At 41.2% G+C, this 13247-nt stretch carries 6 protein-coding genes; all 6 read left to right on the forward strand.

The window, feature by feature from the left end:
* The first annotated feature begins 184 nt into the window (after nucleotides 1-184).
* From J4N25_RS19470 to J4N25_RS19495, 6 genes are read left to right on the forward strand one after another with little or no spacing between them, the layout of a single operon-like run.
* The gene (locus J4N25_RS19470) at nucleotides 185-3361 is read left to right on the forward strand and encodes a SusC/RagA family TonB-linked outer membrane protein (protein ID WP_207423465.1); all 3177 of its coding nucleotides are present in this window, start codon (nucleotides 185-187) and stop codon (nucleotides 3359-3361) included.
* Between the two features lie 9 nt (nucleotides 3362-3370).
* A complete protein-coding gene (locus J4N25_RS19475; RefSeq protein WP_207423466.1) occupies nucleotides 3371-5266 on the forward strand; it encodes a RagB/SusD family nutrient uptake outer membrane protein in 1896 nt (631 codons plus the stop codon).
* A gap of 29 nt (nucleotides 5267-5295) precedes the next feature.
* Nucleotides 5296-8202 (forward strand): SusC/RagA family TonB-linked outer membrane protein, encoded by a 2907-nt coding sequence (locus J4N25_RS19480; protein ID WP_207423467.1) that lies wholly within the window; start codon nucleotides 5296-5298, stop codon nucleotides 8200-8202.
* Nucleotides 8203-8233: 31 nt separating this feature from the next.
* Nucleotides 8234-9997, forward strand: coding sequence for a RagB/SusD family nutrient uptake outer membrane protein (locus J4N25_RS19485; protein ID WP_207423468.1), 1764 nt, complete (start codon nucleotides 8234-8236; stop codon nucleotides 9995-9997).
* Between the two features lie 38 nt (nucleotides 9998-10035).
* Entirely contained in the window at nucleotides 10036-11007 is a 972-nt protein-coding gene (locus J4N25_RS19490) for a DUF5627 domain-containing protein (RefSeq protein WP_207423469.1), read from the forward strand.
* A gap of 23 nt (nucleotides 11008-11030) precedes the next feature.
* Nucleotides 11031-13169, forward strand: a complete 2139-nt coding sequence (locus J4N25_RS19495; RefSeq protein WP_207423470.1) for an endo-1,4-beta-xylanase — start codon at nucleotides 11031-11033, stop codon at nucleotides 13167-13169.
* Nucleotides 13170-13247 lie beyond the last annotated feature (78 nt).

Raw genomic sequence — 13247 nt, forward strand, 5'->3', positions numbered from 1 at the left:
TGAAGAGGCTTCAATTGTAAATTAATTGAACCAATTATTGACTAAACAAAAATTATATGAAAACAAGTCGCAATGTTTCCGAAAGGTGGTGGTTTCTTCTGCCATCAGTACTATACCTGTCTTCCTTGCAGAGGTATGAAAGTGATTCGAACCAATTCTATTTTTCTCTAAATGAAGTGAAGTAATGAAAAAAAATGCCAAGTTATCTAATAACTACGACCACAAATACAGTAACTCCCGACATCCTATAACCAGATTCTTTCTAGCTCTGATAATTATCGGCCTGCTAGCAAATACTGTTTACGGGCAGCAGGTCCGTAATGTAAAAGGTATAGTAATTGACCAGCAGCAAAATTCAGTAATAGGAGCAATCGTGGCCGTTAAAGGTTCTTCTTCTCGCACCTCAACCAATGCAAAGGGTGAATTTTCATTTAATGTGCCTATTGATGCTAAAAGTTTGATAGTAACTTATGTAGGTATGATCGCTCAGGAGGTTAATATTGGAAGCGACAATTATGTTAAGGTGATCATGAAGGATGACCTGACAAAACTTAACGAAGTGGTCGTGGTTGGTTATGGTACTCAGAAAAAAGCCAGTGTAGTAGCCGCCATCGCCCAAACAACTGGCAAAGTATTGGAAAGGGCCGGAGGGGTATCTAGTATTGGAGCTGCACTAACTGGTAATGTGCCTGGAGTGGTAACAACGGCAAGTACAGGCATGCCAGGAGATGAAGATCCGGAAATATTAATTAGGGGAAGGAGTACATGGAATAATACGAGTCCCTTAATCCTGGTGGATGGGATCGAAAGGCCAATGACAAGTGTTGATATTGGATCTGTAGAATCGGTTTCCGTACTGAAGGATGCTTCTGCTACAGCCGTTTTTGGGGTAAGGGGAGCAAATGGGGTTATCCTCATTACCACCAAAAGAGGTCGCGATGGCCAGGCAAGTATTCGAGGAACTGTTAATAACGTGGCTAAAGTACCTTCGAAATTGCCTGGTAAATATGATGCTTACGATGCTTTAAGAATTAGAAATCAAGTAATTGAATATGAGCTGGCTCTGAGGCCAGAAAGTTGGAACGACTATCTTCCTCAAGCAGTTATTGATAAGTATCGTTTCCCTGCAAATCAGACTGAGGCAGAACGCTATCCTAATGTTAACTGGGATGACGTTTTGTTTAAAAGCTACGCTACAGCGCATAACGCAAATCTTAATATTTCCGGTGGCACCAATAAAGTAAAGTATTTCGCCAGTGCAGATTATTTATATGAGGGCGACTTGTTTAGGAAGTTCGAAAATAACAGGGGATACGAACCCGGCTACGGTTTTAATCGTTTGAATATGCGTAGTAACCTGGATTTCCAGTTGTCTAAGTCGACAGTTCTTCGGGCAAATCTCTCCGGTTCAAGAGGGGTAAAAAAGATGCCTTGGGGCGCTTCAAACAGTGATTACTCTTATTGGATAGCAGCATACTCTACCGCTCCGGATGTATTTATGCCAAGATATGCAGACGGAACCTGGGGGTATCATGCGCCTAATGTACAAAGAGGCCTTAATTCTGCGCGGTTGTTGGCAGTAAGCGGACTAGAGTTTACTACTACTAATCGTATAACAACTGATTTTACCTTAGACCAGGATTTGGGTAAAGTGATAAAAGGCTTAAACTTTAAAGGAACAATTGCCCTTGATAACACTTTTGTTGAGGGAGACCGTGGTGTTAATGACCTTTATAATGATGTTCAGTCGAAATGGGTAGACCCTGAAACCGGACAAACAACTTACCAACTGGCTTTTGATGCCACCAACCGTTTCGATTTTCAAAACAGTATTAATTGGGCTACAAGTGCGGGATCTGTTCAGAATTGGGCAACCTTTCGTCGCCTCTTCTATCAAGCCCAGCTAAACTATTCCAAATCCTTTGCCAAACACAATTTTACCGCGATGGGCCTTTTCAATCGTAATCAGGATGCAACAGGTAGCGCTATCCCTTTCAATCGTGAAGATTGGGTTTTCAGAACCACATACAACTATGCGAACAAATACATGATCGAATATAATGGATCCTATAATGGATCATCCAAATTCGGTCCTGAGAACCGCTTTGCCTTTTTCTCCTCAGGTGGATTAGGATGGACACTATCGGAAGAAAAATTCATGAAGCCTTTGACATTCATTAATAATCTGAAGATAAGGGGCTCTTATGGAGAGATTGGTGATGATAGCGGCGGCGATCGTTGGTTATACTTGACTCAATGGGGGTATGGCGGACAAACAGATTTGGGAATTACCGGTGAAGGCTCAGAAACAAGCCCTTATGTGTGGTATAAGGAAAACGCGTTGGGAAACCCGGACATCCGTTGGGAGAAGGTTCAGAAATTGAATGTTGGTGTTGATTTCGGATTTTTAAAAGGCTTTATTTCTGGAAAGGTCGATTTCTTCAAAGACAAGCGTTCCGACATTCTCCTAACAGGAAACAGAAGGGCAATTCCCACGTTTTTTGGAGCTGTTGCGCCGACAGCAAATCTAGGGGCAGTAGAGAACAAGGGCTATGAAGTGGAGGTAGCTGTCGATAAAAAATTAAATCCGGATTGGAGAGTTTGGGGAAACGTTAATTACACGAGGGCAAAAGATAGGGTCCTTAATGCCGATGACGCACTGTTACTGCCAGGATATCAAAAGCGCGAAGATATGCAGATCAGTCAAACCTACTCCCACGTAAGCGCAGGTTATTATAATACTTGGGATGAACTTTACGCAAGTACCATGACTGATAATGGCGATGCGCAGAAGCTTCCTGGGAATTTCCATATTCTGGACTATAATGCGGATGGCGTCATTGATTCGAAGGATAACATTCCATATGCATTCCCCTCAGTCCCTCAACATACCTTTAATGCCACAATGGGCTTTGACTGGAAAGGTTTCAGTGCATTCGTTCAGGTTTACGGAGTAAATAATGTTACTCGTCAGGTAGTGTTTGGAAGTCTATCCAGCCAGAACCATTTGGTTTATAACGAAGGATCATACTGGTCGAAAGAAAATACAAATGCAGATGTACCCCTACCTCGTTGGTTATCTACGCCTAGTAGTTATAATCCCGGGAGCAGGTTTATGTTTGACGGGTCTTATATCAGGTTAAAAAATGCTGAGATAGCTTATACGTTCCGGAGGGAAAACAGCTTTGTGAAAAAAATAGGGATTGCAAGTATGAGGGTGTTTTTCAATGGGAATAATCTCGCTGTATGGACTAAAATGCCCGATGACAGAGAATCAAATTTTGCCGGCACTGGATGGGCTTCTCAGGGTGCTTACCCTACTGTTAAGCGCTTCAATTTAGGCACAAATATCACTTTTTAAGATTATACCATGAAACAGTATATAAAACCGATTATATCATGCCTTATCGTTTGGACTTGTATGGTTTTTTCATCATGCGAAAAGTACCTTGACAAAGATCCTGAAACGAATATTTCCGAAAAGGAAGCATTTAAGAATTTTACCAATTTCCAGGGGTTTACGGAAGAATTGTATAACTGTATTGTTAACTTCAGTAATAACTACTGGACAAACTCCTTCAACTGGGGAGAAGATGAAATAACTTCTACTGCTGGAAATTTTCATTTTATACATAAGATAGACGACGGCAACTTTTGGGGCTGGCAGTCTGAGTTCGACGGCTGGGGTTCAGGGTGGATGAATCAGAGCGATTTTACAACCAGCACCTCTCAGGATAACCGTTTTAACAAAGACCTTTGGAATGCAGCCTGGTATGGCATTCGTAAAGCTAACATCGGCCTGGCAAATATGGATAAGATGACAGATGCAACACCTGAAGAAAGGAATTTGGTAAAGGGACAATTGTTATTCTTCAGGGCATGGTTCCATCACCGCTTGATGGAGTATTTTGGTGGTCTTCCTTATATCGACTATGTGCTTCCCAGCGCGGGAGCAGTGCGATTGCCTCGTCTTAAATACAGTGAATGTGCTGATAAAGCTGCTGCCGACTTTAGAGCTGCCGCCGATTTATTGCCGGTAAACTGGGATAACACCGCTCCTGGTAGAAGAACCTTGGGTAAAAATGCGCTTCGTATAAATAAGATTATGGCATTGGCCTATTTGGGTAAGAACTACTTATGGGCGGGAAGTCCCTTAATGAATTACGAGTCTACGGGAAGCAGAACCTATAATGCCGAATATTGTAAAAAGGCCGCGGCAGCTTTCGCTGAGTTATTAAATTTAACGGAAGGGGGAACAACTCAGTATAGCCTGGTAGCCTTTGCAAATTATTATAAGAACTTTTATACCACTGGCGAAGGTTGGGCGCTTCCAGGAAGTTCGGAAGCTATTTTCAGAGGCCCCTATTATTCCGCTAATAACTCGAACTGGGGTACTAGTAAGCAGTATACACCTGTTGTTATTTCCGAGGGTGATTTAAAATTTACACCAACAGCGAATTACGTTGATAATTATGGGATGAAGAACGGCCTTCCAATTCCTGATATAACAAAGGCTGATGCTGAATCAGGATACGACCCGCAATTTCCATGGAAAAATAGAGATCCTCGTTTTTATAATGATATCGTTTTCGATGGTGTGAAATTTGTTCAGGGGGCAATTCCAAACGTAAATGAGCAAGGAAACCGGTATGCTAACCTCTATACAGGAGGTAGTTACAGAGACGTTGGAACAGGAAGCCGTACCGGGTATGTACTTCGTAAATTCATTCCAATTACAGCGAACAAGTACGATAATGGCTACGACTGGGGGTACAACTTGCACATTTATGTGCCTTATATGCGATTAGCCGATGTTTATTTAATGTATGCTGAAGCGGCTCTGATGGGTTACAATTCTCCAACTGGTAAAGATCCGGCCTTTAGTAAAAATGCGGTGGAAGCCATTAATGTGATTAGGGCAAGAGCTGGAGTTGATGCCGTAAATCCTAAGTTCCTCAACTCTACGGAAGCCTTTTTACAAGAGGTACGGAGAGAAAGAGCTGTTGAACTTGCTTTTGAAGGACATCGTTTTAACGACCTGAGAAGGTGGCTTTTACTAATTCAGCAACCTTACACATTGAAGAAGTCTGTGGAATTTGATCGTACAGGAACTTTTAATACTGCCGATCCTACCCAAAACAAAGTGGCCAACTTACGTGAAGTAACACTGCTGGAAAGGAATTTCTCAGAAAAGCATTACTGGTTACCTCTTAAAAATAACGATGTGAACATGTATGCCGAGTTTAAACAAAACCCAGGTTGGTAGTAGATTTTAAATATCTAAAAGAGACGAAAATGAAGCAATTAAAAATAGGAATAGCACTATGCCTCACTGTCGCAACGGGATTGTCAGGGTTAAGTTCGGCAAAGGCTGCGATCGATATAAAGAGTAAGTCGATTATTAAAATAAAAAAAGGCCCGAAAGGCTCAGAAATAAAAGAACTTGATTCGCTAGGGGTAAAAAATGACAAAGATTCCCTTGTCCAGGTAGCTTTTAGAAAAATTAAAAAGGCTGACTTGCTGGGAGGAGTTTCAGTTGTAAATCTTTCTCAACTTATGGAAAAGAATTATGCAACGTACAGTTTAGAAAACCTTGAAGCCCTGGCCCCTGGATTTCATGGAAATATTTGGGGAAACAGTAGCTATCTGGTTTTGGTTGATGGAGTTCCACGCGATGCAAACAATATAATGCCTACCGAGATAGACCAGATCACGGTGATGAAAGGGATTGGTTCTGTTGCTCTTTACGGAAGCAGGGCAGCTAAAGGGGTGGTTTATATCACTACCAAAAGAGGCGGAAATTATGGTCAGAGAGTGAATGTTAGAGCAAATGCGGGTGTAAATGTACCAACAGCCTACCCGGAATATTTGGGATCAGCAGAGTACATGACGCTATACAACGAAGCACTTCGAAACGATGGGTTAAGCAGTTTATATACTCCCAACGACATCTATAACACTTCTGCCGGTGCTAATCCATACCGTTATCCTAATCTCAATTTCTACTCGTCTGATTATTTGAAAGACAGTTATAATCGCTATGATGTAACAACGGAGATCTCAGGTGGTAATGATAAGGCACAATATTATACCAACCTTGGTTACTGGTCAAACGGATCCCTGCTAAACTTTGGCGAAGCAGCCGATAATGGAGGAGCTAATAGGTTCAACTTGCGGGGAAATATTGACATGAAGCTTAACCGGATCATCAAATTAAATGTAGACGCAACAGCAAGCTTTTATACCGGAAAAGGCGTTAATGCAGATTACTGGGGAAGTGCCGCTACCGTCCGTCCGAACAGGTTTTCTCCGCTTATTCCAATTAGCATGGTTGAAAATGGTGATGATCCTTCCACGATCTATGTTAATAACAGTAATTATATAATAGACGGAAAATATCTGCTGGGTGGAACACAATTGGATCAGACAAATGTGTTCGGAACCATCTATGCCGGGGGATCAAATAAAAGTATAAGCCGGCAATTCCAGTTCAACACGGGAGTGGATTTCGATTTGAATGGATTGCTGCAGGGACTGTCTTTTAAATCAGCTCTAGCCATCGATTATTTAACTTCCTTTACGCAGGGGTACAATAACAATTACGCTACATATCAAGCTTCCTGGAATAATTATGCTGGTTTTGATCAGATCAGTGCTCTTACTAAATTTGGTGATGATTCTAAAACTGGTATAGAGAACATCAGTAGCAGTTATTATCGTCAGAATATCGCCTTCTCTGGTCAGTTTGACTATAATCGTTCATTTAATAGAAGACATAATTTTTCTGGTACTTTATTAGGGTATGGCTTCCACATTGGAGAATCAGGCAGTTATCATAAAACTAATAATGCAAATCTGGGCCTGCAGTTAGCCTATAACTTTAGTCAGAAATATTACGCTGATTTCAGTAGTGCATATGTTTATTCAGCCCGGCTACCCGAGAAAAACAGAGGCGCTTTTTCGCCTACTATAAGCCTTGGTTGGAGATTAAGTGAGGAAAGCTTCCTTAAAGATAACTCCGCAATTGATAACCTGAAACTTACAGCCTCTGCAGGTATTTTAAACACCGATCTGGATATAACAAATTACTATTTATATCAGGGTTATTATACCTATAACGACGCCGCCTGGTACAGCTGGAAAGATGGGCAGTTGGTTCATAGTTTTGATAGAAGACGGGGTAATAATTTTGACATGACTTTTCCGCAAAGAAGGGAGATTAACTTTGGCCTGGAGGGTTCCTTTTTCAACAATTCCATATCATTTTCTGGAAATGCGTTTTTCAGTCAAACGAAGGGGAACATTGTTCAGCCTACTTCACTTTATCCTAATTATTTTTCAACTGGTTTTCCTGTCTATTCAGATATCCCTTTTGTAAATTATGATAACGACCAGCGCAAAGGCTTTGATCTTGGTTTGAATTTCAATAAGAAGCTGGGACAGACGAACTGGAGCCTTGGTTTGAACGGTACTTACTATCAAACTGAAGCAAGAGTAAGAGCTTCAGATAACCAATTTGTGGATGAATATCAACTCAGAGTAGGAAGACCTCTCGACGCTATATTTGGACTGCAAAGCGCGGGGCTCTTCATGGATGCTTCAGATATTGCCAACTCTCCAAGCCAATCCACTTTAGCTTCAGGTGGCGTTAAACCAGGCGATATTAAATATAAAGATCAGAATAATGATGGTATTGTAGATACACGCGACGAAGTTTACCTTGGAAGGGGAGGATGGTCTGGCTCACCTTTAACTTTAGGCCTAAACCTTACTGCAAAATGGAAAAACCTTACATTTTTTGCCCTTGGAACAGGACGGTTTGGAGCTTTTGCAATGAAAAACAATTCTTATTTCTGGGTCGACGGACAGGACAAATATTCAGCTGTGGTGCGCAATCGCTGGACCGAGGACACAAAAAGCACAGCCACTTTCCCAAGGCTTACTACCGGTACCAGTGATAACAATTATCGTAACTCAGATTTTTGGTTATACAGCACAGACAGATTTGACCTTGCAAAGGTGCAGGTTTCTTATCAATTCCCCGCCCGCTTATTAGGTAAGGGATTTATCAGGGAATTTGGAGCCTACGTAAACGGGTTTAATTTGCTGACTGTAGCAAAAGAAAGAGAAATTATGGAACTAAATATCGGCTCCGCTCCACAGACCAGATTTTACAATTTGGGCGTGAAAGCCATGTTTTAATTGAGGGATCGATAAACTAAATTTTATTTAAATGAAAAAGATATTATTAATCTGCTTATCAATCGTAGTGTTGTTTAGCAGCTGTGAGGATATGTTCGAGCCAGAGATTGAAAACAACCTGGAGCTGCAAAACGCTTATACCAATGCAACATATGCTCAGGGCCTTTTATTAAATGGGTATACACGTATTCCAACAAATTCATGGTCGTTTAATGAAGTAGCTACCGATGATGCAGTTACAAATGACCGTAACAGTGGATTTCTCAAAGCGGCTACCGGGCAGTGGACCTCTATGAACAACCCCTTCGATCAGTGGCGAAATAGCAGGTCTGCCATTCAGTACCTTAACCAGTTTTTCGCCGTAACCGACAGCGTTACCTGGGCAGTAGATCCTGTCATAAGCAAAATGTTCAACGACAGGATGAAGGGCGAGGCTTATGGATTAAGAGCTCTATTTATGTTTTATCTACTACAGAGCCATGCTGGTAAGGCAGCTAACGGAGAATTACTTGGAGTTCCGCTATTGCTACAGCATGAGACAGTGACGTCCGACTTCAATCAACCTCGTGCCACTTTTGAAGCTTGCTTGCAACAGTTATATTCAGATTTAAATAAAGCCGAAGAGCTATTGCCTGTCGATTATACAGATAATAGTCCCGTACCCGCAAAATATGCAGGCGTAAATCCTGATAATTATCACCGGGTTTTCGGGGCAAGTTTCATGGGCCGTATGACGGGGCGTATAGCGAAAGCAATCAGAGCAAAGGCAGCTTTATTGGCTGCAAGTCCAGCCTTCAATAGCGGAGCTTCTAAATGGGAAGCCGCAGCAAATTATGCGGCAGAGGTGATCGACCTAGGTGGCGGATTATCTAATTTAACGAGAGGAGATAGCAATAATGACCTTCAATGGTATACTACAACGGGAGGTATTGATGCGCTTGCTGCCGGTGCGAATTCCCCTGATATTTTATGGAGGGGAAATGTGGGTACAAGCAACGATCTGGAAAGGAACAACTTTCCCCCAACTTTAAATGGTAGCGGAAGGGTTAATCCAACTCAAAACCTCGTTGATGCTTTCCCTATGGCTAACGGTTATCCCATTTCTGATCTGGCAAACTCCGGGTTTAATGCTGGTACTCCATATACCGGGCGCGACCCACGATTAAACCTTTTTATTCTTGTAAACGGCAGCACTGCCGGGACTTCGAATTCGGTAATAAACACTTCAGCCACTAGCCCCACCAATGACGGTTTAAATAAAGTTGAAACATCAACAAGAACTGGTTATTACTTGAGAAAGCTTTTAAGGCAGGATGTAAACCTCAACCCTTCATCTACCACAACTCAAAAGCACTTTAGCCCTCATATCCGGTATACAGAAATGTACCTTGCATATGCTGAGGCTGCTAATGAAGCATGGGGGCCTTTGGCCACCGGAGAACATACTTATTCTGCTTACGATGTGATTAAAGCCCTCCGTAGGCGAGCAGGAGTAGGAACTTCTAATGGCGATCCCTATTTGGAATCAATAAAGGCTGATAAAGATGCGATGAGAAACTTAATCAGGAACGAAAGAAGACTAGAACTATGTTTTGAGGGTTTCCGATTCTGGGATTTGCGAAGATGGAACAGCAATCTGAATGAAACAGCGAAAGGGATTAGTATTTCAGGTTCAAATTACTCCATCATTAATGTGGAAAACAGGTCCTATGATAACTACATGATTTATGGTCCAATTCCTTATACCGAAACGGTTAAATATACTAATCTATTACAAAATGCCGGCTGGCAATAATTACGGTATTAAACACTATTGATTTTAAGAAAGAAAAAATGAAGAAGATATTATTAATGGTACTGATAGCATCCGTTTGTTTAAGTTCTTGTAAGAACGGTGACTGGGAGTTTGATGATTATGAGTTTCAATCGGTTTATTTCGCCTACCAGGGGCCTGTAAGAACTATAACACTAGGTGAGGATGTCTTCGACACCTCCCTGGATAATGAGCATAAGTTTGAAATTTTTGCAACAATGGGAGGAGTATACTCTAACAAATCTGATGTAACAGTTGGCGTTCAGATTGACAATTCACTTGCCGCTAATAAAGCTTTCAATACGGGTGGCGATATTGTTGCAATGCCATCAAGTTACTACCGCCTTACGTCTAATCAAATTATTATTCCTAAGGGTAAAATAGCGGGAGGGGTGCAGGTAGAATTATCTGATGCTTTTTTTGCTGATCCTCTTTCTTTAAAAAATACTTATGTGATTCCGGTGCGAATGACCAATGTTCAAAATGCAGACTCAATAGTAGCGGGTAAAAATTATGTATTATATGCCGTGAAATATATTAATCCATGGCATGCAAACTATCTAAGAAGAGGAAAGGATGTAGTAACCGGAAAAAATGGAAATACATCACTGAATAAAACGATCGTAAGACATAAGCAATACGTAGAAGACGACGAAGTTTCGGGACTAAAGACAAATTCTCTTGCCGTTGCCGAGTTCCCTGTTATTTTCAAGGATCAGAATAACCAAAATATCACTTGTAAGCTTCAATTGAATTTCGATAATAACGGAAATTGTTCCATTACTAATGGTGGAGATAATAGTTTCACAGCATCCGGAAGTGGGAAGTTTGTGAAGAAGGGCGAGAAGAACAGTTGGGGAGCTAAAGACCGGGATGCTCTATATCTAAATTACCAGGTAGATCTAGCCTCCATGCATGTTGTTTCAACAGATACGCTGGTTGTACGCGATCGTGGGGTAAAGATGGAAACTTTTACTCCTGTAAGCAAATAGTTTAAGCTTTAAAAGATATTAGAATGAAGAATATAAATATATTGGCACTAAGCCTCGCTGCCTCAGCGCTGATGACTTCTTGTACAAAAAGTGAGCTTCTTGATTATCATGTCGATAAACCTGCAAGTTTCGCCCAGCAGGAGCTAATTGACGCATACCAACCATTGAAAACTTATATGAAAGCCGACCCGGCCTCTAACTTCAAACTTGGTGTTGCCTTGTCTCTTTCAGAGTATGTTAACAAAGGCGTGAAGTATAGACTAGCTAATACCAACTTCAATGAAATTGTTCTGGGGTATGAAATGAAACATGGAGCGGTAGTTCAGGCGGACGGAAAATTATCCCTTGATAACGTAAAAACCCTGCTGGAGACTGCAAAAAACGCAGGGATGGCGGTTTATGGACATACGCTTACGTGGCATGCAAATCAGAATGCTACCTATTTAAATAAACTTATTGCACCACTAATAATTCCCGGCCAAAGTACGCCTACCTGGGACCCTGTTATCGAAGCAAATTTTGAGACAGATAACAATTCAAATTACGAGTCAAATGCAAATGCAAAACTTTCTTTTACCCCTGCAGGGCAAGGCGAAGGGGGAACGGGAAGAGCATTGAAGATAACGAATGACGTGGTTCGAGCAAACGACTGGGATGCGCAGTTTTTTATTAAATTCAGTCCTGTGGTAGCTGTAGGGGAACAATATGAGTTAAGTATGGATGTAAAGGCTGACGCAGATGTAGATTTCCCAACTCAGGCGCATATTGTTCCTTATTCTTATAAATTTTATGACTTTTTTGGAAGTATTCCCGCTAAAACTACCTGGTCAAAATACACTAAAACTATTACAGTCACCCAGGACATGGCTGCGAGTGGAGCTATCGCATTTAATTTAGGTAAAAATGCGACAAGTTATTATTTTGATAATATTTCTTTGAAAAAGTATAATGCCAAAGGCAGTGGGAATGCAGGCTATTCGTTCTTTTTTACAAATCCATCGGCCAAAAACTTTTGGGATGCTCAGGTTGCTTATGATTTCCCCGCTTTACAAAACAACAAAGAGTATACTTTAAAGATTGTGGCAAAGGGAAGTGTTGAAGGTGCTATACGTGCAGAGTTACAGTCCTCGTCGGATTATTCTTCAAACTCTTTTGGAACCCTTAGTTTAGGCAATGCATGGAAAGAGTATGAACTGAAAGTTACTACTTCAAAGGCTGATCGTAATAGGTTCATTATTAGTTTCGGCGATTATGCTGGGACTGTTAATATAGACAACGTAAAATTAACTGCAAGTGGAAGTACTGAAAATCTAATCGCTACTTCTGATTTCGAATCAGGAGTAGGTAGCTGGGGTGGTTGGGGTAACGGATCAACTCGTGGTCTCTCAGCTCAAGGCCAGGGTTTTGGTGGTGCACTTGATCAGATCATTGAAAAAACACCTGCAGAAAAGAAAACAATAATCACCAACGCTCTGAACCAATTTATTTCGGGGATGGTTGATACCTGCAAATATTATGTTAAAGCCTGGGATGTTGTCAATGAGCCCATGGATGATGGCCGTCCATCCGAATTAAAAACGGGCGTGGGTAAAAAGCTCGCGGAAGATGAGTTTTACTGGCAGGATTACATGGGTAAAGATTATGCAGTGGAAGCATTTAAGATAGCTCGTCAACATGCCAATCAAGGAGATAAGCTTTTTATTAATGATTATAATCTGGAATATAGTATTCCCAAATGCCGTGGCCTGATTGAATATGTGAAATATATAGAAAGTAAAGGTGCCGTTGTAGACGGTATAGGAACTCAAATGCACATTGATATCAATACTGACAAGGCCAAAATTGCCGAGATGTTTACTTTACTCGCTGCTACTGGGAAGTTGATCAAGGTGTCAGAATTAGATTTAGGTTTGGGCAATGTTAAAACGCCTGAGGCTACAGAAGCGCAGTATAAGGCGCAGTTAGACATGTATAAATATGTAATTGAGAAATATTTCGAGCTTGTACCGAAAGCTCAGAGATATGGAATTACGATCTGGAGCCCTACAGATAGTCCTGCAAGCTCAAGTTGGAGAGCAGGAGAACCAATTGGCCTTTGGACAGAAGGTTTTACACGCAAACCAGCTTACATGGGTGTTGCCGACGCTCTAAAAGACAAATAATAATTACTGATCTTTTAACCAGGAGTGATTCTTTTAAGAGAATAACTCCTGGTTTTTTTTATCAGGAAATTTTATAAA

It is taken from the genome of Desertivirga brevis, from assembly GCF_017355835.1.

What these genes read in the sequence shown, in the direction of transcription:
- J4N25_RS19490 (WP_207423469.1), top strand. Translation starts at nt 10,036, where the DNA reads ATGAAGAAGATATTATTAATGGTACTGATAGCATCCGTTTGTTTAAGT.
- J4N25_RS19475 (WP_207423466.1), top strand. Translation starts at nt 3,371, where the DNA reads ATGAAACAGTATATAAAACCGATTATATCATGCCTTATCGTTTGGACT.
- J4N25_RS19480 (WP_207423467.1), top strand. Translation starts at nt 5,296, where the DNA reads ATGAAGCAATTAAAAATAGGAATAGCACTATGCCTCACTGTCGCAACG.
- J4N25_RS19495 (WP_207423470.1), top strand. Translation starts at nt 11,031, where the DNA reads ATGAAGAATATAAATATATTGGCACTAAGCCTCGCTGCCTCAGCGCTG.
- J4N25_RS19485 (WP_207423468.1), top strand. Translation starts at nt 8,234, where the DNA reads ATGAAAAAGATATTATTAATCTGCTTATCAATCGTAGTGTTGTTTAGC.
- J4N25_RS19470 (WP_207423465.1), top strand. Translation starts at nt 185, where the DNA reads ATGAAAAAAAATGCCAAGTTATCTAATAACTACGACCACAAATACAGT.